The organism is Bradyrhizobium sp. 192, assembly GCF_023100965.1.
Taxonomy (GTDB): domain Bacteria; phylum Pseudomonadota; class Alphaproteobacteria; order Rhizobiales; family Xanthobacteraceae; genus Bradyrhizobium; species Bradyrhizobium symbiodeficiens.
In genome coordinates this window covers 4,874,947-4,899,436 of the sequence record NZ_CP064690.1, presented here as the reverse complement: position 1 = coordinate 4,899,436, position 24,490 = coordinate 4,874,947, and the positions used below count along the sequence as shown (strand labels likewise).

18 protein-coding genes are annotated in these 24,490 nt (G+C 64.5%); 15 read left to right on the top strand and 3 right to left on the bottom strand.

What is annotated here, in order from left to right; all coding sequences use genetic code 11:
• The first annotated feature begins 88 nt into the window (after nt 1-88).
• The 7 genes from pbpC (at nt 89) to IVB24_RS22335 (ending at nt 7,616) form a co-directional block, all read left to right on the top strand.
• Nucleotides 89-2,200: a penicillin-binding protein 1C gene (gene pbpC, locus IVB24_RS22365; RefSeq protein ID WP_247768861.1), complete on the top strand. Its 2,112-nt coding sequence runs from the start codon at nt 89-91 to the stop codon at nt 2,198-2,200.
• 50 nt (nt 2,201-2,250) lie between these two features.
• On the top strand, nt 2,251-3,993 hold the full coding sequence (locus IVB24_RS22360) for a glycosyltransferase family 39 protein (protein ID WP_247768853.1): 1,743 nt from the start codon (nt 2,251-2,253) through the stop codon (nt 3,991-3,993).
• 1 nt (nt 3,994) lies between these two features.
• On the top strand, nt 3,995-4,840 hold the full coding sequence (locus IVB24_RS22355) for a phosphatase PAP2 family protein (RefSeq protein ID WP_247768841.1): 846 nt from the start codon (nt 3,995-3,997) through the stop codon (nt 4,838-4,840).
• Between the two features lie 43 nt (nt 4,841-4,883).
• Complete coding sequence (locus tag IVB24_RS22350) at nt 4,884-5,642, top strand: glycosyltransferase family 2 protein (RefSeq protein ID WP_247768833.1); 759 nt, start codon at nt 4,884-4,886, stop codon at nt 5,640-5,642.
• Nucleotides 5,639-5,977: a lipid-A-disaccharide synthase N-terminal domain-containing protein gene (locus tag IVB24_RS22345; RefSeq protein WP_212278634.1), complete on the top strand. Its 339-nt coding sequence runs from the start codon at nt 5,639-5,641 to the stop codon at nt 5,975-5,977. The genes IVB24_RS22350 and IVB24_RS22345 overlap by 4 nt, the downstream gene beginning before the upstream one ends.
• Nucleotides 5,978-6,149: 172 nt before the next feature.
• A complete protein-coding gene (locus tag IVB24_RS22340) occupies nt 6,150-6,686 on the top strand; it encodes a TetR/AcrR family transcriptional regulator (RefSeq protein WP_247768831.1) in 537 nt (178 codons plus the stop codon).
• A gap of 69 nt (nt 6,687-6,755) precedes the next feature.
• The gene (locus tag IVB24_RS22335) at nt 6,756-7,616 is read left to right on the top strand and encodes an EamA family transporter (protein WP_247768824.1); all 861 of its coding nucleotides are present in this window, start codon (nt 6,756-6,758) and stop codon (nt 7,614-7,616) included.
• A gap of 34 nt (nt 7,617-7,650) precedes the next feature.
• Here IVB24_RS22335 and IVB24_RS22330 read toward each other — a convergent pair whose 3' ends face one another.
• Nucleotides 7,651-9,342 (bottom strand): Na/Pi cotransporter family protein, encoded by a 1,692-nt coding sequence (locus IVB24_RS22330; protein ID WP_247768822.1) that lies wholly within the window; start codon nt 9,340-9,342, stop codon nt 7,651-7,653.
• A 155-nt stretch (nt 9,343-9,497) separates the two neighbouring features.
• Nucleotides 9,498-10,682, bottom strand: a complete 1,185-nt coding sequence (metC, locus tag IVB24_RS22325; protein WP_247768810.1) for a cystathionine beta-lyase — start codon at nt 10,680-10,682, stop codon at nt 9,498-9,500.
• A 389-nt stretch (nt 10,683-11,071) separates the two neighbouring features.
• Between metC and IVB24_RS22320 the strand changes: the two genes are divergently transcribed.
• The 8 genes from IVB24_RS22320 to IVB24_RS22285 all read left to right on the top strand — a co-directional run bounded on the left by IVB24_RS22320 (nt 11,072) and on the right by IVB24_RS22285 (nt 23,231).
• Nucleotides 11,072-12,088, top strand: a complete 1,017-nt coding sequence (locus tag IVB24_RS22320) for an amino acid ABC transporter substrate-binding protein (RefSeq protein ID WP_247768761.1) — start codon at nt 11,072-11,074, stop codon at nt 12,086-12,088.
• Between the two features lie 25 nt (nt 12,089-12,113).
• On the top strand, nt 12,114-13,319 hold the full coding sequence (locus tag IVB24_RS22315; RefSeq protein WP_247768759.1) for an ABC transporter permease subunit: 1,206 nt from the start codon (nt 12,114-12,116) through the stop codon (nt 13,317-13,319).
• Nucleotides 13,316-14,836: an amino acid ABC transporter permease gene (locus IVB24_RS22310; protein WP_247768757.1), complete on the top strand. Its 1,521-nt coding sequence runs from the start codon at nt 13,316-13,318 to the stop codon at nt 14,834-14,836. The genes IVB24_RS22315 and IVB24_RS22310 overlap by 4 nt, the downstream gene beginning before the upstream one ends.
• Nucleotides 14,837-14,847: 11 nt before the next feature.
• Nucleotides 14,848-15,585 carry an amino acid ABC transporter ATP-binding protein gene (locus tag IVB24_RS22305; RefSeq protein ID WP_247768751.1) on the top strand — a complete coding sequence of 246 codons (738 nt, stop codon included), beginning with the start codon at nt 14,848-14,850 and terminating at the stop codon, nt 15,583-15,585.
• A 100-nt stretch (nt 15,586-15,685) separates the two neighbouring features.
• The gene (locus IVB24_RS22300) at nt 15,686-17,926 is read left to right on the top strand and encodes a tetratricopeptide repeat protein (RefSeq protein WP_247768744.1); all 2,241 of its coding nucleotides are present in this window, start codon (nt 15,686-15,688) and stop codon (nt 17,924-17,926) included.
• Nucleotides 17,927-18,038: 112 nt separating this feature from the next.
• Nucleotides 18,039-20,312: a glycosyltransferase family 41 protein gene (locus tag IVB24_RS22295; RefSeq protein ID WP_247768742.1), complete on the top strand. Its 2,274-nt coding sequence runs from the start codon at nt 18,039-18,041 to the stop codon at nt 20,310-20,312.
• Nucleotides 20,313-20,425: 113 nt separating this feature from the next.
• The gene (locus IVB24_RS22290) at nt 20,426-22,666 is read left to right on the top strand and encodes a glycosyltransferase family 41 protein (RefSeq protein ID WP_247768740.1); all 2,241 of its coding nucleotides are present in this window, start codon (nt 20,426-20,428) and stop codon (nt 22,664-22,666) included.
• A 136-nt stretch (nt 22,667-22,802) separates the two neighbouring features.
• Nucleotides 22,803-23,231, top strand: a complete 429-nt coding sequence (locus IVB24_RS22285; RefSeq protein WP_181956769.1) for a hypothetical protein — start codon at nt 22,803-22,805, stop codon at nt 23,229-23,231.
• Nucleotides 23,232-23,262: 31 nt separating this feature from the next.
• On the opposite strand, the gene IVB24_RS22280 is transcribed toward IVB24_RS22285, so the two are convergent.
• Complete coding sequence (locus IVB24_RS22280; protein ID WP_140479574.1) at nt 23,263-24,297, bottom strand: cysteine synthase A; 1,035 nt, start codon at nt 24,295-24,297, stop codon at nt 23,263-23,265.
• Nucleotides 24,298-24,490: the final 193 nt, after the last annotated feature.

The window sequence follows — 24,490 nt, the reverse complement described above, 5'->3', positions numbered from 1 at the left end:
GAGTGACGCTCTGAACGAGCCAAATTCTCCGTCGTCATGCCCGGGCTTGTCCCGGGCATCCACGGACTTTGGGGCCGGAGTTAAGAACGTGGATGGCCGGGACAAGCCCGGCCGCGACGGGCACAGAGGGCGGATCGCTCTTCGCCTTCTCTCGGCAACTGCTCTCACCTTAATCATCGCCATTTGCACCTTCGTCGGCTGGGTTTACTCCCTCGGACCTCTCCCGCTCGACGAAGCCCGGCACGTCTCCACCACCATCGTCGACCGCAACGGCAAGCTGCTGCGCGCCTATGCGATGCCGGACGGTCGCTGGCGGTTGCCGGTCGATGCCAAATCCAACGTCGATCCGACCTATCTGAAACTGCTGTTCGCCTATGAGGACCAGCGCTTCTACGCGCATAACGGTCTCGACCCGCTGGCGCTCGGGCGTGCCGTCCTGCAGCTCGCGACACGCGGCCACATCGTGTCGGGCGGTTCGACCATCAGCATGCAGCTGGCGCGGCTGATGGAGCCGCGGCGGCACCGCTCGCTCTACGCCAAGCTGCGGCAGATGGTTCGTGCGATCGAGATCGAGCGCAGCATGAGCAAGGACCAGATTCTCGATCTCTATCTTGCGCTGGCGCCCTACGGCGGCAATCTCGAAGGCATCCGCGCCGCCTCGATCGGCTATCTCGGCAAGGAGCCGAAGCGGTTGTCGCTGGCCGAAGCCGCGCTGCTGGTCGCGCTGCCGCAATCGCCGGAGAGGCGCCGCCTCGACCGCCATCCCGAGGCCGCACGCAAGGCGCGCGACCGCGTGCTCGACCGCATGGTCGAGGAGCATGTGGTCAGCGCGGACGACGCCAGGCAGGCCAAGGCCGTGCCCGTGCCGAAGCTGCGCAAGCCGATGCCGATCCTGGCGCCTCATGCCTCCGACACCGCGCTGTCGACGGTCAAGGACACGGCGGTCATCAAGCTGACGCTGGATGCGAACCTGCAGAAGGTGCTGGAGCCGCTGGCCCGTGATCGCGCAATTGCGCTGGGGCCCAACATCTCGGTCGGCATCATCGTGGTCGACAATGAGAGCGGCGACGTGCTGGCGCGTGTCGGGTCGGCCGATTATTTCGACGAGAGCCGGGCAGGGCAGGTCGACATGACCCGTGCGATCCGCTCGCCGGGCTCAACGCTCAAGCCCTTCATCTACGGGCTCGCCTTCGAGGACGGCTTCGTTCATCCGGAGAGCCTGATCGACGACCGGCCGGTCCGCTTCGGCTCCTACGCGCCCGAGAATTTCGACATGACCTTCCAGGGTACGGTGCCGGTGAGGAAGGCGCTGCAACTCTCGCTGAACGTGCCCGCAATCGTGCTGCTCGATCGCGTCGGCTCCAGCCGGCTGGCCTCGCGGCTGCGGCAGGCCGGCGGCAATGTGGTTCTGCCCAAGGACGAAGCGCCGGGGCTCGCCATGGGGCTCGGCGGCGTCGGCGTGACGCTGCAGGATCTCGCCCAGCTCTACACCGGCTTCGCCCGGCTCGGCACCACCAAGCCGTTGCGCGAGGTGATGGCTGACAAGGACGACCGGGAGCCGCTTCGGCTGCTGGATCAGGTCGCGGCCTGGCAGGTCGGCAACATTCTGCTGGGAACGCCGCCACCGGAGAATGCCGCACACAACCGCATCGCCTTCAAGACCGGCACCTCCTACGGCTATCGCGACGCCTGGTCGGTCGGGTTCGACGGCCGCATGACCATCGGCGTCTGGGTCGGCCGTCCCGACGGCGCGCCGGTTCCGGGCCTGATCGGCCGCGTCGCCGCGGCACCGATCCTGTTCGATGCCTTCGCCCGCACCGGCAAGACGTTGGCCGCCTTGCCGAAGCCGCCACGGGGAACCCTGGTTGCCAGCAATGCCAAGCTGCCGTTGCCGCTGAAACGGTTCCGGCCGGTGGGAGAGCTGGTGCGAACGGGCCGCGAGCAGGCGCTGCACATCCAGTTTCCGCTGAACGGCTCGCGGATCGATGTCGATCGCTCCGGGGGGCAGGAGAGCGCCGCGATGCCGGTCAAGGTCGCCGGTGGGGTGCTGCCCATGACCGTCATGGTTAACGGTACGGCGCTCGGCGAGATCGACGGCCGCCGCCAACGCCTGATCGATCCACCCGGTCCCGGCTTTGCGCGCCTCACCGTGATCGATGCCACGGGCGCCGCGGACACAGTCGTCATTCGAATTCAATGACCCCGCCTCAAGCGGTTGTGGCGATGGCGGTTTCGGCGTAAGCGGAACCAATGGCCGAGACCTATCCTACCCCCCGTTTTGGAGCGCCCCGCGAGCCGAAATCGTCCGCGAATCCGGGCAGCCGGCTCGTGAGCATGCTCGATGTCGTCACGGCCAGCCATACCCGCGCCGTTGCCTTCCTGCTGGTGTGCGCACTGCTGTTGTTCCTGCCGGGCTTCTTCACGATCCCGCCGGTCGATCGCGACGAGGCGCGGTTCGCCCAGGCCACCAAGCAGATGGTCGAGAGCGGCGATTACGTCGACATCCGCTTCCAGGAAGACGTCCGCTACAAGAAGCCGGTCGGCATCTACTGGCTGCAATCGGCGGCAGTCGAGATCGCCTCGGCGTTGAAGTTGCCGAAGGCCGAATTGCGGATCTGGGTCTACCGGATTCCGTCGCTGATCGGCGCTGTCGGCGCCGTGCTCATGACCTATTGGGCCGCGCTCGGCTTCGTCACGCGACGTGCCGCGGTGCTGGCGGCGCTGATGATGTGTGCCTCCGTGCTGCTCGGCGTCGAGGCGCGTCTCGCCAAGACCGACGCGATGCTGCTGTTCTGCGTGGTCGCCGCGATGGGCGCGATGGCGCGGGCCTATCTGTCGTGGCAGCGCGCTGAGGATGAGACACATCCGCCCTGGAGTTGGCCCGCGATCTTCTGGACAGCGCTTGCGGTGGGCATCCTGATCAAGGGCCCGCTGATCCTGATGTTTGCAGGCCTGACCATCGTCGCGCTCGCGATCCAGGACCGCGATTCCTCCTGGCTGTGGAAGCTGCGTCCGCTCTGGGGCCTGATGTGGATGCTGGTGCTGGTGCTGCCCTGGTTCATCGCGATCTTCTGGCGCGCGGGCGATGCCTTCTTTGCGGACTCCGTCGGCGGCGACATGCTGAGCAAGATCGGCGCCCAGGAATCCCACGGCGCGCCGCCCGGATTGTACCTCGCGCTGTTCTGGATCACGTTCTGGCCGGGCGCGCCGCTCGCGGCGATGGCGGCGCCCGCGGTGTGGCGGGCCAGACGCGAGCCGGGCGCGCAGTTTCTGCTGGCCTGGCTGATCCCGTCCTGGATCGTGTTCGAGGCGGTCCTGACCAAGCTGCCGCATTACGTGCTGCCGCTCTATCCGGCGATCGCCATCCTCACCGCCGGCGCCGTGGAGCGACGCGTGCTGTCGCGCTCCTGGCTGATGCGCGGTTCGGCCTGGTGGTTCGCGATCCCCGCGGCCGCCTCGATCACCGCGGTGGTGGGTGCGGTGATGCTGACGCGGCATCCGGCTTTCGTGGCCTGGCCGTTCATCGCGGCGGCGCTGATCTTCGGCCTGTTCGCCTGGTGGCTCTACGACAACAACCGCGCCGAGCGCTCGCTGCTCAATGCGCTGGTCGCGGCCCTGATGCTGGCGGTTGTGGTGTACGGCATCGTGCTGCCGTCGCTGACGCCGCTGTTTCCGAGCATCGAAATCGCGCGGGCGCTGCGCAACGTCACCTGCGTCGGACCGAAGGCTGCTGCTGCCGGCTATCACGAGCCGAGCCTGGTGTTCCTGACGGGTACCCAGACCGTGCTCACGGACGGCTCGGGCGCGGCGGATTTCCTGCGGCAGGGCAGCTGCCGCTTCGCGCTGATCGAGCAGCGTTCGGAGCGGAACTTCGTTCAGCGTGCCGAGGCGATCGGGCTGCGCTACAAGGTCGGTACCCGCATCGACGGCTACAATTTCTCGCAGGGACGCGCGATCTCGATCTCGATCTTCCGCTCGGAAGGCACCGAATAGGATGCCGTCCCTGACCAGCCCCGATCTGCGTTCGGGCTATCCCGCGCAGTTGCTTACCGTGTCGGGCCGCGCGCTGGCGCAGCTGGTTCGCACGCCCTCGCATTCACGCCGCGCAGAGGCCGCGCGAAAACTGGCGCGGCATTCGCTGTGGCTCAGCGCGGCGGGCGCAGCACTGGTCATTGCGCTGATGGTCGCGTTCGACCAGTCCGAGATCCAGTTGATGCCGGCGCGCGGCACGCCGAGCCTGTGGCCGATCCGCATCCTCACCGATTTCGGCAAGGACGAGTATGTGCTGTCGGCGCTGGGGGCGGCATTGGTGATCGTGGCGCTTTTTGCGGCTGGGCTTCGCGATACGCGCCGTACGCTGCTGCTCGGACTCGGCACCCGCTTGCAGTACCTGTTTCTGTCGGTGGCTCTGTCGGCGCTCGTTGGCGAGGTCCTGAAATACGTCATCGGCCGGGGGCGACCATTCGTCGGTGGAACAGCCAACCCCTTCAACTTCGTTCCGTTCGAGGGAACGGGGGCTCATGCCAGCCTGCCGTCGGGGCATGCGATCGCGGCGTTCGCCCTGGCATTTGCGGTCTCCGCACTCTGGCCGCGGCTGCGCGTGTTCATGTTCACTTACGCAATCGTGATCCTGCTGACCAGGCTGGTGCTGCTGGCGCACCACCCGAGCGACGTCGTGGCCGGCGCGCTGGTCGGCATGGTCGGCGCCATGGCGGTCCGCTACTGGTTCGCGGCCCGGCGGCTGGGCTTTGCCATCCGCGCCGACGGCACCATCGTGCCGCTTGCGGGGCCGGTCTCGACCCGCCTCAAAAGGGTTGCCCACGGGGCATCCGCCCCATAAAAGCGGCTGCCTGCGGGAGCCCTCGGTTCCATGTCGCTGGCCAATGCCAACCACGAGCTCTGAATTGTCGACGCCCCAGCCTTCGGTTTCCATCGTCGTTCCCGTGCGCAACGAAGCCGACAACATCGCGCCGCTGATCGCGGAGATCGGCGCGGCGCTCGATGGCCGCTGGGCCTATGAGATCATCTACATCAACGACGGCTCGACCGATGCGACCGGCGAACGCCTCGCAGCAATCATGGCGCAGCGAGACAATCTGCGTCAGCTTCGCCATGCCAGATCAGGCGGTCAATCCGCGGCGGTGCGCAGCGGCGTGCGCGCGGCGCGCGGCGCGATCGTGGCGACGCTCGATGGCGACGGCCAGAACAATCCGGCCTTCCTGCCCGACCTGATTTCGGCGGTCGAGAAGGGGGCAGGGCGCGTCGGTCTCGCCGCGGGGCAGCGCGTCGGGCGCAAGGATACCGGCTTCAAGAAATTCCAGTCGCGCGTCGCCAACGGCGTCCGCAACTCCATCCTGAAGGACGGCACGCGGGATACCGGCTGCGGGCTGAAGGCATTCCGCCGCGAGGTCTTCCTGATAATGCCCTATTTCGACGGGCTGCATCGCTTCCTGCCGGCGCTGGTCCGGCGCGAAGGCTACGACATCGCCTATGTCGACGTGATCGACCGGCCGCGCCATTCCGGCGTGTCGAACTACGGCTTCTTCGACCGGCTGTGGATCGGCATCATGGACCTCGCTGGGGTATGGTGGCTGATCCGCCGCAAGAAGCCGACACCGGAAGTGACTGAGGTGAACGCATGATCATCCAATACGGTCAGGCGCTGAGCAACTATCTCTACGACGTCTTCGTCGCCAAGTTCGATTTCTGGCTGGCGTTCGGCCTCGTCGCGCAGCTGTTCTTCACCGCGCGCTTCCTGGTGCAGTGGATCGCGAGCGAGCGCGCCGGCAACAGCGTGGTGCCGATGGCGTTCTGGTTCTGCTCGATGGGCGGCGGGCTGATGACGCTGGTCTACGGCGTCGTGAAGCGCGAGCCAGTCATCATCCTCGGACAATCGCTCGCGACGGTGATCTATATCCGCAACATCATGCTGATCATCAAGAACCGCAGCAAGGCGTCGAAGACGCTGGAGCGCTAAACCCGAACCAGCCTCCGGGACTTCTCCTAAAACTGTGGGATATGTGGCCTAATCAACTCTTGCTATTTCACGACCGATTGGTTCATATATCGCCATGCGTCGCCCCGCCCCAGTACAGCTGCCCCGTGGCCGCCCCCGGAGTTTCGACACGGAAGCCGCTGTCGAACGCGCGATGAATGTATTCTGGTCGCTCGGCTATCACGCCACGGCGCTGCCGGACCTGCTTCGTGCGACGAAACTCTCGCGTGGCAGCCTTTACGCCGCTTTTGGTGACAAGCACTCGCTGTTCTTGCGTGCGCTCGATCGCTACATTGCCATTGCCTTGACGCGGATGGATACCGAACTCGACCACCGCAGAGAGCCGGTCGAGGGCCTAAGGGCCTACCTTGCCGGCTACGTCGACCGCAACAGCGGCGCTAATGGCCGGCGCGGATGCCTGCTGGTAGCCACAGCCATGGAACTGGCTGGCCGTGACGTCGAGGTTGATCGTCGCATCGAGAGCTTTTTCAAAGCCATGGAGACTCGGGTGGCTGGTGCATTTTCCCGTGCGAAGGCAGCGGGCCGACTGGCCGATGGTGTCGAGCCTTCGAGTGCCGCGCGAATTCTCGTCTGTTTCGTCGAGGGCCTGCGGGTGGTCGGTAAGACGGCGCCGACACGGACCATTTCGCAAGCCACCGTCGACGCTCTTCTCGACCGCTTCATCAGGTAGACAACCATGGAGGTTTCCCCCGTGCGCAGGCCTATATCTGGACCGAATGGTCTTGAAGGTGACGATGCCATGTCCGCCCTGCAGATTGTCTGCGCGGTGGTCGTTCCTTTGCTCTGGGGTTATCAATTCGTGGTCATCAAAGTGGGCGTGGGGGAGTTTCCGCCTCTCTTCTTCCTCGCACTGCGCTTCCTGGCAATCGCGCTGCTGCTCGTTCCGTTCGTCGAAAGGCCGAGGCGCGGGCAGCTCGGACCTGTCGCAGCCATTTCGCTTTTCCTTGGTGGATTGAACTTCGGCCTGTTCTACGTTGGTCTCGGGCTCGGCTCGGGAAGCATGTCAGCCGTCGCATATCAACTCGCCGCACCTTTCACCGTCTTGTTGGCCTGGCCGCTGCTCGCGGAGAGGCCGTCTCTAACTACGTCCGCCAGCGTGCTACTTGCCTTCATCGGTGTGGTCGTGCTGGCAGCGGGGCCTGGCGTGTCGGAAAACGCGCTTCCGCTGCTGCTTGTTGTCGGGGCAGCTTTCGCATTTGCGGTGTCCAACGTCTTGACGAAGCGCTATGGCCCTTTTGATCCCCTGATGTTGATGGGCTGGTCGTCGCTGCTCACGGTGCCGCAGGTCATGCTGATGTCGTTGCTGCTCGAATCCGGACAAATGGCGAGCCTTGTCACGGCAGACGAACGTGGCTGGCTGGCGCTCGCCTACACAATCTTCATCGGCGGAATTGTTGGGTTTGGCCTTTGGTTCTGGCTGATCGCCCGTTGCTCGATGGTGCGCGTCGCGCCCTTCGGTCTGCTGCTGCCGGTGTTCGCATTGACTTCCAGCGTCATCTTCCTCGACGAACGCATAAGCCCAAAGCTGATCGCCGGCGGGTTGCTCGCGATCTCGGGCGTCGCCATGACGCAGGTGCGCCCACGCGCCCAACCAGCCTGATCGTCGGGCATGACTTCAGTCGGCGCCCGGCCGCCTAGCGCGGCACTGCCGACGCAGCGCCTGAGGCGGGCAGGGCAGCTGTCTCCGCCTGGGTCCGGCGATAAGGCTCGCCGGCCGCATCCAGCACGGGATAGGCGACCGAGCAGATGTGCGAGTGGATGCGCCGGAGGTCGCGCAGCACGTCCAGATGCAGCGAGGTCGTTTCGATGGTTTCGGGACGGCCCTCGCGCAGGCGGTCGAGATGCCGCTCGACCGCGGCGAGCTCGGTGTTGCGCAGCGCGGTTTTCTCCACCAGCAGCTTGCGCGCCTCGTTGGCGTCACCCGACATGAAGACGCCGAAGGCGATCCGCAGTGAGTCCATCGTGCGCTTGTGGAAGGCAGCGAGCTCGTCCGCCCCTTCCGCCGAGAACTGGAAACGCCGCTTGATCTTCTTGGTGGCGAGTTCGCTCAGGCTCTTGTCGATGATGTCGCCGATATGCTCGAGGTTGATGGCGAAGGAGATGATCTCCATTGCGCGCCGTCCTTCGCTCTCGTCGAGGCTGCCCCGCATCAGCTTGGTCACGTAGAGCTTGATAGCCTCGTCGAGACCGTCGACGAGATTGTCCATCTTGGTGACCTGGTCGACCAGCGCCCGGTCGCCCGTCATCATCGCCGCCATCACCTTGCGCAGCATGACTTCGACGAGATCGCCCATCCGCAACGTCTCGCGAGAGGCGTCGGCGAGCGCCAGGGACGGCGTCTCCAGCGCGGTCTCGTCGAGATAGCGCGGGCGGGCCGGGTCGGCCTCCTGCACGCGATCCGGCAAGAGGCGGGTCAGCAGGCGCGACATGGTGTCGAGCAGGCCGATGAAGATCACGGCGGTGCCGACGTTGAAGGCGATGTGGAACGCCGCCGTCATCCTGGCGAGATCGGGCTGCCAGGCATGCATGTGCTCGGCGATCGTGCCGAGGAAGGGCAGGACGAGGGCGATGCCGACAACGCGGTTGACGAGATTGCCGACCGGCAAGCGATAGCTCGCGGGATCGTCACGCTTGGCACCCTCGAACACGGGATTGATGGCGCTGCCGAGATTGGCACCGAGCACCAGCGCCAGCGCCGCCTCAGGCGTAATGAATTGCGAATAGGCCAGCGACATGATCAGCAGCACGCTGGCGACGCTCGAATGCACGGCCCATGTGACGAGGGCGGCAATGACGATGCACAGTATGGGATCGCCCGTGATGGCCGACATCATGATCCGGACGCCCGGTGCGTTCTCCGCCGGCGCAAGCGTGTCGAGCAGGATGTGCAGCGAGAGCAGCATCAGGCCGAGGCCGATGCAGACGCGGCCGATGTCCTTGATCCGCGATCGCGGGCCGGAGCGGAAGGCGACGAGGCCGAGCACGAACAGCACCGGCGCAACGGCTGCGATGTTGAACGACAGCACCTGCACGATCAGTGTCGTGCCGACATTGGCCCCGAGCATGATGGCGAGCGCGGCGGCGAGACTGACGAGCCCCTCGGCGGCGAACGAGGAGGTGATCAGGGCAGTCGCCGTGCTGCTCTGGAGCAGTGCGGTGAGGCCGAGTCCGGCAGCGAAAGCACTGAGGCGGTTGCTCAGCGCCTTGCCGAGCAGACGCCTGAGGTCAGGACCGAAGGCGCGCAGGATCCCGCTGTGGACCATGTGCAGGCCCCACAGCAACAGCGCAACGCCGCCCATCAGATCGAGCAGAACCAACGTTCCCATGCTCCGTGTCCGGATTGGAGTCGATTGGTGAGGCTAGCGCCAAATGCTTGAGGTTCAAACCTTTTGTTGGCGCATCAGCGTTAACGTTTGCGCCAGCTGCACGTTCCCGTGGCGCGCGTTGGCGCGTCCGCAGGCGTTGTGCCTTGTGAGCTAGCTCACATTGCCGCCTTGAAGGCAGCGAAGCCGCGATCGAGATCGGCCTTGAGATCATCGACGCACTCGAGCCCGATGTGCAGACGCAGCGTCGGGCCGCCGGGCGACCACTTGGTCGCGGTGCGATAGGCGTCGCAATCGAAGGGAATCGCGAGGCTCTCGAATCCGCCCCATGAAAAACCCATGCCGAACAGCTTGAGCGTGTTGAGCATGGTGTCGACGGCCTTCTGTGGCGCTGGCTTCAGCACGATGCTGAACAGGCCGGAGGCGCCAGTGAAGTCGCGCTTCCAGATCGCGTGGCCGGGATCGGTCTCGAGCCCCGGGTGCAGCACGCGCGCGACCTCGGGTCTAGCAGCGAGCCATCGCGCCATGTCGAGCCCGGAGCGGTGATGCTGCGCCAGCCGCACCGACAGCGTGCGCAGGCCGCGCAGCGCGAGGAAGACATCGTCGGGACCGGCGCAGACGCCGAGCAGACGGATGCCTTCCGCAATCTGCGGCCAGGCCTTGGCGTTGGCCGAGATCGTGCCGAACATGATGTCGGAATGGCCGCCGATATATTTGGTCGCGGCCTGCATGCTGATGTCGACGCCCTGTTCGAGCGAGCGGTGATAGAGCGGCGTCGCCCAGGTGTTGTCGTCGATGACGAGCGCGCCGCGCCCATGCGTAACCTCGGCGATGGCGCGAATGTCCGGCATCTCGAACGACTGCGAGCCCGGGGCCTCCACCAGCACGGCGCGGGTGTTCGGCTTGAACAGCTTGTCGATACCGGTGCCGATCAACGGATCGAAATAGGTGGTCTCGACGCCAAAGCGGGCGAGCATACCGTTGCAGAAATTGCGCGAGGGCCGGTAGACGTTGTCGATGACCAGGATATGGTCGCCAGCCTTCAACACCGAGAGCAGGGTGGTGGAGATCGCCGAGAGCCCCGACGGGACGATGCCGACGCCGGCGCATTGCGGTCCCTCCAGCGCCATCAGCGTTTCCTGGAATGCCTTGGTGGTGGGGGAACCGTGGCGGCCATAGGTAAACTCGCCGCGATGGGCGTGCAGATCCTCGGCGGTCGGGTAGAGCACGGTCGAGCCGTGAAAGACCGGCGGATTGACGAACCCCTTCTGCGCCTTGGTGTCGCGGCCGGAGGTGACCAGCCGGGTCTCGGCATGCTGCTGGGAGGGGTGCGAGGAATCCATGCGTCTGCTTTCAAAACCGCGTTTCCGCCGGACGCGAGAGGCGCCCTGGAGGCCGGCCGGTGGCCGCTGTCGTTAATAACAGAACACAGAAGACTCCCGTCAACCCCTTGACCCGGCACGCCAGTCGTTCTGTGATGCGCAGGTGCTATTCAGTCGCCGCATGTTGAGGGGCCTGCCGCGACCTTCGTCCACCGTCTGACCGGACCTTGCGCCACAGCCATATCGGCGGGCGCTGCGGCGGGGATTAAGGTATGGCCTCCCGGGATCGGCGAGTGTTCGGCAAGGTTTTCCAGCATGACTCTTGCAGGGCTGGCCTTGATACGCCTGGCCCTGGCAGCGATGATCCTGAGACAACGATCCTTGAGACGACTTTGAAAGGCCCAAAGCCCATGAAACGCGTAACCCTGGCTCTCACCCTTGCTCTCGCCGCCGGCCTCGGCGCCCAAGCCGCCGATGCGCAAACGCTCAAGACCATCAAGGACCGGGGCATGCTGTCCTGCGGCGTCAGCCAGGGCTTGCCGGGCTTCTCCTCGCCCGACGACAAGGGCAACTGGACCGGCCTCGACGTCGACGTTTGCCGCGCGATCGCCGGAGCGATCTTCAACGATCCGACCAAGGTCAAGTATGTGCCGCTGTCCGCCAAGGACCGCTTCACCGCGCTGCAATCCGGCGAGATCGACGTGCTCTCGCGCAACACCACCTGGACCATCTCGCGCGATACCTCGCTGGGCGCCAACTTCACCGGTGTGACCTATTATGACGGGCAGGGCTTCATGGTGAAGAAGTCGCTCAAGGTGAATTCGGCGCTCGAGCTCAACAGCGCCTCGGTCTGCGTGCAGACCGGCACCACCACCGAGCAGAATCTGGCCGACTACTTCAAGGCCAACAACATGAAGTATGAGGTGATCGCGTTCGGCACCAACGACGAAACGGTCAAGGCCTACGAGGCCGGACGCTGCGACGTCTTCACCACCGACCAGTCGGGCCTGTACGCCAACCGTCTCAAACTTGCCAATCCCAACGACCACATGGTGCTTCCCGAGATCATCTCGAAGGAGCCGCTCGGCCCCATGGTGCGTCATGGCGACGACCAATGGTTCGACATCGTGAAGTGGACGCTGTTCGCGATGGTCACCGCCGAAGAGCTTGGCGTGACCTCGAAGAACGTCGATGAGAAAGCGAAGCTGGAAAATCCGGAGTTGAAGCGCGTCCTCGGCACCGACGGCAATTTCGGCGAACAGCTCGGCCTGACCAAGGACTGGGTGGTGCGGATCGTGAAGGCGGTCGGCAATTACGGCGAAGTGTTCGATCGCAATGTCGGCGCGGGCTCGCCGCTCGCCATCAATCGCGGTCTCAACAATCTGTGGAACAAGGGCGGTCTTCAGTACGCGCCGCCGATCCGCTGATCGCCTCTGACCCGCTGGCAGCGGCATGAGCACCGAGGCCCGAAATCCGCCGCCCCAGATCGCCCTGAAGATCAGGCGCATTCTGGGCGGAAAGGCAGGCTGGAACGGCGTTGCCGTCCAGTTTGCCTTCGCGGGGATTCTGGGCTGGATCGGCTATGAGATCGTCTCCAATGCCCGCGCCAATCTGGAGAACCAGCATATTGCCGCCGGCTTCGGCTTCCTCAGGAACAATGCCGGCTTCGACGTCAACCAGACCCTGATTTCCTATAGCGGCTCGGACACGTTCCTGCGCGTCTTCGTGGTCGGGCTCCTGAACACGCTCGTGGTCTCCGTGGTGGGCATCGTCTTCGCCACACTGATCGGCTTCGTCGTCGCGTTGTGCCGGCTCTCGCCCAATTGGCTGTTGTCGCGCGTCGGCGAGATCTACGTCGAGATCATCCGTAACCTGCCGGTGCTGTTCCAGATCCTGTTCTGGTACCTCGCGGTTCTCGCGGCCTTGCCCAATCCGCGCCAGAGCATCTCGCTGCTCGGCATCGCCTTCATCAGCAATCGCGGCCTCGTCATTCCAAGCCCGATCGGCGGGAGCGGCCTGGAGCCATTCCTGGCGATGCTGGCGCTCGGCGTCGTCGCGTCACTCGCCCTGCGCTTCCATGCGCGGCGCGCGCTGTTTCAGGAAGGGCGAATGATCCGGATCTGGCCCACTGTGCTGGGTCTGCTGGTCGGACTCCCGCTCGCCACCATGCTGGTGTTCGGCTTGCCGTTCACCTTCGAGCTGCCGCAGCTCAAGGGCTTCAACTTCGCCGGCGGCTCGCGGATCATCCCGGAATTCGTGGCGCTGACGCTGGCGCTGTCGACCTATACCGCTGCCTTCATCGCCGAGATCGTGCGCGCCGGAATCCTGTCCGTCCACAAGGGGCAGATGGAGGCGGGGGCCTCGCTCGGCCTCAGCCGCGGCGCCACGCTCCGGCTGGTCGTCGTGCCGCAGGCCATGCGCGTCATCGTGCCGCCGCTGACCAACCAGTACCTCAATCTCACCAAGAACTCGTCGCTGGCGGTCGCGATCGGCTACCCCGACCTCGTCTCGGTGTTCGCCGGCACGTCGCTGAGCCAGACCGGGCAGGCGATCGAGATCATCGCCATGACCATGGGCATCTATCTCCTGATCTCGCTGCTCACCAGCGCGATCATGAGCGTCTACGGTTGGCGCGTCAGCCGGAGTCTGGGCGCATGAGCGATATCGCCTCGACCAGCTTCGTCCGGAAGGATCTGCTCACCGAACGTCCGGCGCCGGTGAAGACCACGGGCTTCGTCGGGCTGATGCGCACGCGCCTGTTCAACTCGCCGACCAACATCCTGCTCACGATCGTGGGCGTCTTGCTGTTGTGGTTCACCATCATTCCCGCGGTCAAGTTCCTGATGGTCGATGCGGTCTGGAGCGGCAAGGACCGCGCAGCATGCCTCACGGAGAATGCCGGCTTTGCGGTCGGCGCCTGCTGGCCCTACATCCAGGCCAAGCTGCCGCAACTGATCTACGGCTTTTATCCCGAGGCCGAGCGCTGGCGGGTCGACCTCACCTTCATCCTGGCGGTGGCCCTACTGGTGCCGCTGCTCGTACCGCGTCTGCCGGCGAAAGGGCTCAACGCCGGCCTGTTCTTCTTCGCATTTCCTGTGGTCGCGTTCTTTCTGCTGCACGGTGGCGGTATCAAGGGCTTCGGCCTCAGCTGGACCGCCGGCGTGCTGGAATTGTTCGACGACAGCATCATCGGTGCCGGGCAGGCCGTGCTCGGTGTCAGCAAGACATCCGCCGTCGCGCCGTTGTTCTGGGTGGTCGGGAATTTCATCGTGCTGGTCGGCGTGGCGATCTCCTGGCTGATCCTCCCGCTGACCTGGCTGCGCGATCAGATCCAGGGGGCGGGCCAGCCGGTCTGGGGCGATTTCGCCATGACGACCGTCATCGTCTCGTTGATCGCCTTCGGCCTCGGCGGCGGCTTGCGCACCGGTTGGCGCGCGCTCGCCTCGAGCATCGCGACCTTCGTCGCCATCGCCCTCGTGATCAAGCTGATGGGGCTCGATCGCGGTGGACTGCCCGTCGTGACGACGAATTTGTGGGGCGGCCTGCTGGTGACGCTGGTGGTCTCCGTCACCGGCATCGTCACCTCGCTGCCGATCGGCATCGCGCTGGCGCTCGGCCGCCGCTCCACGATTCCGCTGATCCGGATCTTCTCGATCGCCTTCATCGAGTTCTGGCGCGGCGTGCCGCTGATCACCGTGCTGTTCTTCGCCACCTACATGCTGCCGCTGTTCCTGCCCGGCAACTTCACGGTCGACGGCCTCGTCCGCGCGCTGATCGGCATCGCGTTGTTCACGGGCGCCTACCAGGCCGAGAACGTCCGCGGCGGGCTCGCAGCGATCCCGCGCGGGCAGGGCGAGGCGGCCGCAGCCTTGGGCCTGTCCTGGTGGAAGACGACCTCGCTGATCGTGTTGCCGCAGGCGCTGCGGCACGTCATTCCGAATCTGGTCAACAGTTTCATCTCGCTGTTCAAGGACACGTCGCTGGTCTCGATCGTGGCGCTGTTCGACCTGCTGGGATCGCTCAGGGCCTCGTTCTCGGACCCGAAATGGTCGACGCCGTCGACCGCATTCACCGGCTTCGCTTTCGCCGGTATCATCTATTTCATCTTCTGCTTTGGAATGTCGCGCTACTCGCTGTTCGTCGAGCATCGCCTCAACGCCCACCGTCGCAACTGATCGAGGTCACCATGTCCGACCCCATCGTCAAGATTTCCGGCCTCAACAAATGGTACGGCGATTTTCACGTGCTGCGTGACATCGACCTCGCGGTCGAGAAGGGCGAGCGCATCGTGATCTGCGGGCCCTCGGGCTCCGGCAAGTCGACCCTGATCCGCTGCATCAACGCGCTGGAGGAGTTCCAGGAGGGTGAGATCGTCGTCGATGGCATCGCGCTCGGGCCAAACCTCAAGCACGTCGACGCGGTACGTCGCGAGGTCGGCATGGTGTTCCAGAGCTTCAACCTGTTCCCGCATCTGACCGTGCTGGAGAACTGCACGCTGGCGCCGATCTGGGTGCGGAACATCCCGAAGAAGGACGCCGAGATCAACGCGATGAAGTTCCTGGAGCGGGTCAAGATCCCGCATCAGGCCAGCAAGTTCCCGGGGCAGATGTCCGGCGGCCAGCAGCAGCGCGTCGCGATCGCGCGGGCACTGACCATGAACCCGAAGGTCATGCTGTTCGACGAGCCGACCTCGGCGCTCGATCCCGAGATGGTCAAGGAGGTGCTGGACACCATGGTGGACCTTGCCGAGGAAGGCATGACCATGCTGGTCGTCACCCATGAAATGGGCTTTGCCCGCGAGGTCGCCAACCGCGTGGTCTTCATGGACGCCGGCCAGATCATCGAGGCCAACACGCCGAACGAGTTCTTTGCGGCGCCCCAGCACGCCCGCACGAAGCTGTTCCTGAGCCAGATCCTGCGCTGAGCAGCTGCCATCCCCTAGGCCGCGCCGGCTGACTGACCCGCCAGCCTGGCACCAGCGAATCAGCTTTGCCTCCCTTCGGACCATCCTCCGGAGAGAGACCTTGCAGAGCAGTGTCGGCGCGCGCGCATACCAGAATGCGCGATTGCAGAAGAAGTTGAGGAAGCAGGCGGACGCCGTCATGTCCCTCGCGATCGAGGCTCTCCGGCAGGGCAGATTTGCGGAGTCCGAGACGCTCTGTCGCGGGATCGTGGAGGAGGTTCCGGATCATTTCCACGCCACGCATTTGCTCGGCCTGCGCGCCTATGAGGGCGGGCGGCTTGAGGAGGCGCAACAGCTGTTCGAGCGCGCGATTGCCCTCGATCCGCGCTCGCCCGATGCCCATGGCAATCTCGGCGCCGTGTATTTCGACCTTCAGAAATTCCAGGACGCGCGTGCATGCCAGGAAAAGGCCCTTGCGTTGAAGCCGAATTGTCCGATCACCTTGACCAATCTCGGCAATACGCTCCTGAACATTGGCCTCGGCGAGCAGGCGATCGGACTGCACGAACGCGCTATCAGGCTGCGGCCAGACTATGCCGATGCCTTCTGCAACCGTGGCATGGCGGAGCTGATGATTGGCCGGTCCGAGCGCGCCAAGGACAGTTTCGATCGCGCCCTCTCGTTTCAACCGCGTCATGCGGAAGCGATCGCCGGCAAGGGCATGGTGTGCATCGCGCTCCGGCACTACCAGGAGGCGGAAGCCGCCCTCGCAGCTGGTCTCGCAATCAAGCCGGGTTCACCGCGGATTTTGGCGCAGCGCGGACGGCTCAATTTCGATCTGCACCGGCTGGAACAGGCGGCGGCGGACTTCGATGCGGCGCTGGCCCAATCGCCACGGCTCGAGCTTGCGCTGCGTGGCAAGGCGCAGGTCAACCTTCTGCTGGGGAACACGACGCAGGCGATCGCGGCCGTCAAGACCCTGCTCGAAGACAATCCGCGGTCGGATTACGCCATCGTGCTGCTCGGCGCCTGCTATGCGAACCAGGGAGACGTCGCCACCGCGCTCGAGCACCTCGACGCGGCACTCGAGATCACGCCTGACTATGCGGATGCCATCGCACGCAAGATATTCATCCTGGATTATTGGCCCGAGGCCGACTTCGCGGTCCAGCAGGCGGCGCGAAAGTCCTGGTGGGATGCGGTCGGCGCCAGACTGCCGCAACGGACGCTGCCGCCCGGAGAGTTCGATCCTGACAGGCGGATCGTCGTCGGGTATGTCGCCTCGGAATTCAGGAACCACTCGGCAGCGTTCGCGCTGTTGCCGGTGCTGCGCCATCACGATCATACCAGGTTCCAGATCGTCTGCTATTCCTGCTGGCCGTTGCAGGACGAGATCACCGAGCGATTCAAGCTTCTCGCGGACGTCTGGGTCGACGCCGCGCAGCTTTCGGACAACGAACTGGCCGATCGCATCCAGGCGGACAGGATCGACATCCTGATCGACGTGTCCGGGCATACGGCCGGCAACAGGCTCCCGGTATTTGCCTGCAAGCCGGCCCCGATCCAGGTCACGGGTTTCGGACACGCCACGGGCACGGGCCTTCAGACCATGGATTACGTGCTCGCCGATTCAGTCTTCATCCCGCAATCGACGCGGCATTTGCTGGCCGAAAAGGTCCATGATCTGCCATGCCTGATCACGATCGATCCCATTCTGGACGTGCCGCCTTCGGAGCTTCCCATGCTCCGGAATGGCCACGTCACCTTCGGCGTGTTCAACCGCATCTACAAAATATCGGACGACGCGATCCGTGTGTGGTCGCGCCTCATGCGGGAGGTGCCGGGATCGAAGATCATCATCAAGCACGGGCTGCTCGACGATCCCTTGCTGCGCGACGGCCTGGTCGCACGCTTCGTGGCCCAGGGCATTGCCGAGGACAATATCACCTGCCTTGGCTCGACCACGCGCCACGAGCATCTGTTGGCCTTTGCGCAAGTCGACATCTCGCTCGACACCTTTCCGCAAAATGGCGGCATCAGCACCTGGGAATCCCTCTATGCGGGCGTTCCGGTCGTCGCCAAGCTCGGCAACGGCTCTTCGGCGCGTGCTGGCGGCTCGATCGTGGCGGCCGTCGGCCTCGACGACTGGGTCGCCGAAGATGATGACGGCTACGCCGCGATCGCGTGCAAATATGCGACGCAGCCCGCTCGCCTGGCCAAATTGCGGGCGGATCTGCCGGCTCGGATCGCAGCCTCGCCCGCCGGCAACGTCGAACTTTACACGCGTGAGGTCGAAGCGGCCTATCGCCGGTTCTGGCATGACTACTGTGCCGGCGCCTCGGAACGCGGCGAGGTCGGGTAGCCGACCTTGCGCCGCCCCCGGGAAATCCCGGAGTCGCTGCAAGTCGGGTCACCGGCCGGCCGGGGCTGAGAATCAGTTAGACTCGTCTGAGGGCATCCTCCGGAGAGACACCTTGCAGAACAGCGGCGGCGGCGCGCGCGCATTCCAGAATGCGCGATTGCAGAAGAAGTTGTTGAAGCAGGCCGACGCCGTCATCGCCGCTGCGGCGAACGCCTATGGCCAAGGCCGCTATGCCGAGACCGAGGCGCTGTGCCGCGAGATCCTGAAAGCCCTTCCGGATCATGTCGATGCCCTGCACCTGCTCGGCATGTGCGCCCATGACGGCCGGCGCCTGGAGGAGGCACAGCAGCTGCTGGAGCGCGTGATCGCGCTCGATCCGCGCCTGCACGATGCCCATAACAACCTCGCCACCGTGCATTTCGACCTCGGCAATTACGAGGAGGCGCGCCGGTGCCAGGAGAGGGCGATCGCGCTGAAGCCGAATTTCGCGGTGGCGTTGACCAATCTCGGCAACACGCTGATGCATCTGGGGTTCTACGAAAAGGCGCTCGAGATGCACGAGCGCGCCATCAAGATCAAACCGAATTATGCCGATGCCCTCTGCAATCGCGGCATGGTCGAGATCGTGCTCGGGCAGATCATGCGCGCCAAGGAGAGTTTCGATCGCGCCCTGCTGTTTCAGCCGCGTCACGCTGAGGCCATCGTCGGCAGCGGCATGGTCAGCATGGAGCTGCGGCACCACGAGGAGGCGGCAGCCAAGTTCGCCACGGCGCTCGCGATCAAGCCGGGCGCGCCGAGGATCCTGGCCCAGCGCGGGCGGCTCAGTTACGAGCTGCAGCGCCTGGAGCCCGCGCTTGCGGATTTTGATGCGGCGCTTGCGATTTCGCCCAAGCTCGAACTGGCCCTTCGGGGCAAGGCCCAGGTCTGCCTCGTCATGGGAAGGACCGCGCAGGCGATGGGGGCCGCGACGACCTTGATCGAGCGAAATCCGCGCTCCGAGATGGGGTTGGCGTTGATGGGATTCGCTTATTCGAACCAGGGAGACATGGACTCCGCGATCCAATATCTCGATCGCGCGCTTGCGCTCCGACCGGATTACGGAGATGCGATCAGGGGCAAGATTTTCTTGCTGGACTACCTCGCAGACGCCGATTTCGCGGTCCAGCAGGCGGTGCGAAAGTCCTGGTGGGATGCGATCGGTTCGAAGATTCCGCAAAGGACGTTGCCCAAGCGGCCGCTCGATCCCGACAAACGGATCGTGGTCGGCTATGTCGCCGCTGAATTCAGGCAGCACTCGGCGGGACTCACCCTGCTACCCGTGCTGCGCAACCATGATCACACCAAGTTTGAGATCATCTGCTATTATTCCTGGCCGGGAGAGGACGAGTACACCGCCAAGTTCAAGGAGTTGGCGGACGTCTGGGTGAACGCCTGGCAGATGTCGGACGACGAGCTCGCCGATCGCATTCAGGCGGACAATGTCGACATCCTGATCGACGTGTCCGGCCACACGACCGGCAACCGGCTGCAGTGTTTCGCGCGGAAGCCGGCCCCGATCCAGGCCACGGGCTTCGGACACGCGACGGGCACGGGCATGCAGACCATGGACTATGTGCTCGCGGATCCCATTTTCATTCCGCCATCGGCTCGGCATTTGTTTCCGGAAAAGATCTACGATCTGCCATGCCTGATCACGATGGAGCCCGTCACCAATCAGCAGCCCTCCGAGCTGCCGATGCTCCGCAACGGCTATGTCACCTTCGGCGTGTTCAACCGCATCTACAAGATCTCGGATGATGCCATTCGTGTGTGGTCGCGCATCATGCGGGAGGTGCCGGGATCGAAGATCGTCCTCAAGCATGGTTTGCTCGATGATCCCTTGCTGCGCGACAGCTTGGTCGCACGCTTCATCGCGCAGGGCATCGCGGAGGAGAACATTACCTGTCTCGGCACCACCTCGCGCGACGACCATCTGAAGGCCTTTGATCAGATCGATATTTCCCTCGACACGTTCCCACAAAACGGCGGCATCAGCACTTGGGAATCCCTCTACAAGGGCGTTCCGGTCGTCGCCAAGCTCGGCATTGGAGCATCCTCGCGTGCCGGTGGCTCGATCGTAGCCGCTGTCGGTCTCGGCGACTGGGTCGCCGAGGATGACGACGGCTACGTCGAGATCGCCCGCAAGTTCGCCTTGCAGCCCGAGTATCTGGCGAAGTTGCGGGCGGGATTACCGGCTCAGATCGCAGCCTCGCCCGCCGGCAATGTCGAGATCTACACGCGCGAGCTCGAGGGGGGGTACCGTCAGTTCTGGCGCGACTATTGTGCTGGCGCCCCGGAGAAGAGCAACGACGCTGCGGTAGGCGGGACAGCACCTAGCGGCTCCTGAGCCGGATCCTGCGGCGAGCCCCGGAATAGCCCGGAAGGATTTCCGGTCCCGCCGACCGGCTGGCCCGCGCGAATCAGTTAGACTCGCCCCGGGCCATCTCCCGGAGAAACACTTTGCAAAGCAGCGCCGGCGCGCGCGCATTCCAGAATGCGCGATTGCAGAAGAAGTTGAAGAAGCAGGCCGATGCCATCATCTCCGCCGCGGCGAGCGCTTATGGCCAAGGCAGATATGCGGAGAGCGAGGCGCTCTGCCGCCAGATCGTGCAGGCCGTTCCGGATCATTTCGACGCCACGCATCTGCTCGGTTTGAGCGTGCAACAAGGCGGGCGTCTCGTCGAGGCGCAACACCTGCTTGAGCGCGCGATCGCAATCGATCCGCGTTCGCACAAGGCGCATCACAATCTCGCCGCTGTCCACCTGTCGCTTCAGAAATTCGAGGCCGCCCGCGCGTGTCAGGAAAGAGCGATCGCACTGAAGCCGAATTTTCCGCCGGCCTTGGCAGGCCTCGGCAACGCCTTGCTCCAGATGAACCTGCCGGAGCAAGCCATCGAACTGTATGACCGCGCCATCGCTCTGAAGCCCGACAACGCCGATGCGCTCTGCAATCGTGGTCTGGCCGAGCTGGCGCTGGGCCGATTAGACCGCGCCAAGCAGAGTTTCGAGCGCGCTCTGTTGTTTCAGCCGCGTCACGCCGAAGCGCTTATCGGCAAGGGCGTGGTCGGGATCGAGCTCAAGCATTATGACGAGGCGGAAGCCGCGCTCGCAGCGGCGTTCGCGATCAGGCCAGGTTCGGCGAAGGTCCTCGCGCACCGTGGACGGCTTAATCTTGCGCTGTCGCGGCCGGAACAGGCGGCAGCGGATTTTGACGCAGCGCTTGCGCTGTCACCGAAGCTTGAAGTGGCCCTGCGGGGAAAGGCAGAAGTCGCGCTGAGCATGGGGAATACGGCGCAGGCGATTCTGGCCTGCACGGCGTTGCTCGAGGAAAATCCGCGCTCGGCAATCGCGTTGGCGCTGCTGAGTTCCTGCTTCGCCAACCAGGGCGAGATCGCGGCTGCGATCGAACATCTCGACGCCGCCCTCGCAATCGCGCCGGACCAGCCGGAGCTGATCGCGCGGAAGATCTATTTTCTGGACTTTCTCTCGGATGCCGATTTCGCGGTCCAGCAGGCGGCACGCAAATCCTGGTGGGATGCGGTCGGCGCCAGATTGCCACGGAGAAAGCTCGCGCCCCGGCAGCTCGATCCCGACAGGCGGATCGTGGTCGGCTATGTCGCGGCCGAGTTCTGGTACCACTCGGCGGCGTTCGGCCTGTTACCGGTGCTGCGCCACCATGACCACGCCAAGTTCGAGATCGTCTGCTATTCCTGCTCGCCGGTCCGAGATGAAATGACTGCAAAGTTCAAATCGTCGGCGGATGTCTGGGTCGACGCCCGGCAGCTTTCGGACGATGAACTGGCCGACCGTATCGAGGCCGACAAGGTCGATATCCTGATCGACGTGTCAGGGCATACGACCGGCAACAGGCTCCCGGTGTTCGCCCGCAAGCCGGCCCCGATCCAGGTCACGGGCTTCGGACATGCCACGGGCACCGGCCTTCAGACCATGGAATACGTGCTCGCCGATCCGATCTTCATTCCGGAATCGGCCCGTCATCTGCTGGCCGAAAAGGTCTACGATCTGCCGTGCCTGATCACGATCGATCCGATCCTGGATGTTTGCGCTTCGGAGCTTCCCATGCTCCGCAACGGCCACGTGACGTTTGGCGTCTTTAATCGCATCTCCAAGATATCGGATGAGGTCATCCGCGTGTGGTCCAGGGTGATGCGGGAGGTGCCCGGATCGAAGATCATCATCAAGCACACGCAGCTTGACGATCCCATGCTGCGCGATGGTCTGCTCGCGCGGTTCATGGCCCAAGGCATTGCCGAAGAGAACATCACCTGCCTGGGCTCGACCGAGCGCAAAGAGCATCTGCGAGCCTTCGCGCAAGTCGATATTTCGCTCGATCCATTTCCGCAGAATGGCGGCGTCAGCACCTGGGAATCCCTCTATGCGGGCGTTCCCGTCGTCGCCAAGCTCGGCCACGGCGCCTCCTCGCGTGCCGGCGCCTCCATCGTGACCGCCGTCGGTCTCGGCGACTGGGTCGCCGAGGATGACGATGGTTATGTCGAGATCGCTCGCAAATTTGCCTCGCGGCCCGAGCAGCTGGCGAAGTTGCGCGCGGGATTGCCGGCTCTGATCGCAGGTTCGCCCGCCGGCAATGTCGAGATCTACACGCGCGGGGTCGAGGAGGGCTATCGCCAGTTCTGGCGCGACTATTGCGCCGCGGCTTCGAAGGGCGGCGAGGGGGCGTGATGCTGCCTGCCCGGGACAAAAGCCGCGCATTGCCGGAACCGGCTTAGTCGTCCGGAAACCATGAGGCTGCTTGCAGCAGCCCGCTTCACCGGTCCGAAAGCTGTTTGGGCGCATGTGGCACCAAAAGGGTGTGCCAATGCTCGACCTCGTATTCGGCCTCAATACCCGGCTGGGACGCTTGCAGTTCTTCCTAGCCACGATCGTGCTTGCGGTGGTGACGACCGCGATCTGCTTTGCTGTCGCGATGTCCGTGCTGCGCGACATCACGCCGGCCAATGTTCGTCCCGCGGATCTCCTGAAGAGTTGGGGGATGATCGCAGCGATCGCATTCTTCGCGCTGGCGACCGTGACGCTTTACTCGATGCGCTTCCGGGACATCGGGTGGGACCCGGTTTGCGTGGTCCCGGCCTGGATCGCGCTCATGATCGTCGACTATGTCGTCGCGACGCGGTTTCCCGCCTATGCGATCGGCCAGAATCATACCGGCACGATCGTCGGCGGCATCGCCAATCTCGTGCTGACGCTGGCGCTGTTGTTCTGGCCGAGCGGCGACGATCACGCCTGAAGCACGACGAGATGAGGTGCCGTTCGACTTTCTAGACGAACGGCAGCTTGATGTTGCTGCGCTTCTCGAGCCATTCCGGCACGGGCAGGTTCTTGGCGCGCATGAAGTCCGCGTTGAACAGCTTCGACTGATAGCGGCTGCCGGAATCGCACAGCACGGTGACGATCGTCTTGCCGGGTCCGAGCTGCCTGGCGAGGCGCATGGCGCCCACGACGTTGACGCCGGTCGAGCCGCCGAGGCACAGGCCCTCGTGCTGCAGCAGCTCGTAGATCACGCCGACGGCTTCGGCATCGGGAATGAGATAGGCGTCATCGACCTTCGCGGTCTCGACGATCGCGGTCGCCCGGTTGAGGCCGATGCCCTCGGTGATCGAGCCGCCCGGCGTCGCCTTGGCATCGCCGGTCCTGAAGTATTCGTACATGCCGGCGCCGTGCGGGTCTGCACAAGCGATACGAATGTTCTTGTTCTTCTCCTTGAGGTAGCGACTGGTGCCGGCGAGCGTGCCGCCGCTGCCGACCGAGCAGACGAAACCGTCGACCGTGCCGCCGGTCTGCTGCCAGATTTCGGGTCCCGTCGACTCGTAATGCGCCTTGGCATTGTCGAGATTGTTCCACTGGTCCGCGAACAGCACGCCATTAGGTTCGGTCTTGCGCAACTCGTCGGCGAGGCGGCGGCCGACATGCTGGTAGTTGTTGGGATTGGAGTAGGGCAGTGCCGGCGATTCCAGCAGCTCGGCGCCGCACAGCTTCAGAAAGTCCTTCTTCTCCTGGCTCTGCGTCTCCGGGATCACGATCAGGGTGCGATAGCCGCGCGCGCTCGCGACGACCGCAAGGCCAATGCCGGTATTGCCGGCGGTCGATTCCACCACGAGACCGCCGGGCTTGAGCTCGCCGCGCTTCTCGGCTTCGAGGATCATCCATTTGCCGGCGCGATCCTTCACCGACTGGCCGGGATTCATGAACTCGGCCTTGCCGAGAATGGTGCAGCCGGTCAATTCCGAGGCGCGCTTCAGCTTGATGAGCGGGGTGTTGCCGATGGCTTCGACAACGTCGTTTCGAATGATCATGTCGGGGAAATCGCTACCAAGGAGGTTGATCTGGTTGGCCAGAACGTAGTGCCTGGGAGGCCAAAGGGGAAGGCTTTTGCGCTGCGGCGAAACCGGGCGAAACCTCTGCTCAAACAACGATATTCCTGAGAGACGCGCCCGGCGACGATGCGCTCGGCCGCAAGCCGGGACATCGGGAGGAGGAAATGCCCGC

Coding starts and splice junctions, on each gene's coding strand:
- IVB24_RS22360 (WP_247768853.1), top strand. CDS start 2,251: ATGGCCGAGACCTATCCTACCCCCCGTTTTGGAGCGCCCCGCGAGCCG.
- IVB24_RS22355 (WP_247768841.1), top strand. CDS start 3,995: ATGCCGTCCCTGACCAGCCCCGATCTGCGTTCGGGCTATCCCGCGCAG.
- IVB24_RS22350 (WP_247768833.1), top strand. CDS start 4,884: ATGCCAACCACGAGCTCTGAATTGTCGACGCCCCAGCCTTCGGTTTCC.
- IVB24_RS22345 (WP_212278634.1), top strand. CDS start 5,639: ATGATCATCCAATACGGTCAGGCGCTGAGCAACTATCTCTACGACGTC.
- IVB24_RS22340 (WP_247768831.1), top strand. CDS start 6,150: ATGAATGTATTCTGGTCGCTCGGCTATCACGCCACGGCGCTGCCGGAC.
- IVB24_RS22335 (WP_247768824.1), top strand. CDS start 6,756: ATGTCCGCCCTGCAGATTGTCTGCGCGGTGGTCGTTCCTTTGCTCTGG.
- IVB24_RS22330 (WP_247768822.1), bottom strand. CDS start 9,342: ATGGGAACGTTGGTTCTGCTCGATCTGATGGGCGGCGTTGCGCTGTTG.
- metC (WP_247768810.1), bottom strand. CDS start 10,682: ATGGATTCCTCGCACCCCTCCCAGCAGCATGCCGAGACCCGGCTGGTC.
- IVB24_RS22320 (WP_247768761.1), top strand. CDS start 11,072: ATGAAACGCGTAACCCTGGCTCTCACCCTTGCTCTCGCCGCCGGCCTC.
- IVB24_RS22315 (WP_247768759.1), top strand. CDS start 12,114: ATGAGCACCGAGGCCCGAAATCCGCCGCCCCAGATCGCCCTGAAGATC.
- IVB24_RS22310 (WP_247768757.1), top strand. CDS start 13,316: ATGAGCGATATCGCCTCGACCAGCTTCGTCCGGAAGGATCTGCTCACC.
- IVB24_RS22305 (WP_247768751.1), top strand. CDS start 14,848: ATGTCCGACCCCATCGTCAAGATTTCCGGCCTCAACAAATGGTACGGC.
- IVB24_RS22285 (WP_181956769.1), top strand. CDS start 22,803: ATGCTCGACCTCGTATTCGGCCTCAATACCCGGCTGGGACGCTTGCAG.
- IVB24_RS22280 (WP_140479574.1), bottom strand. CDS start 24,297: ATGATCATTCGAAACGACGTTGTCGAAGCCATCGGCAACACCCCGCTC.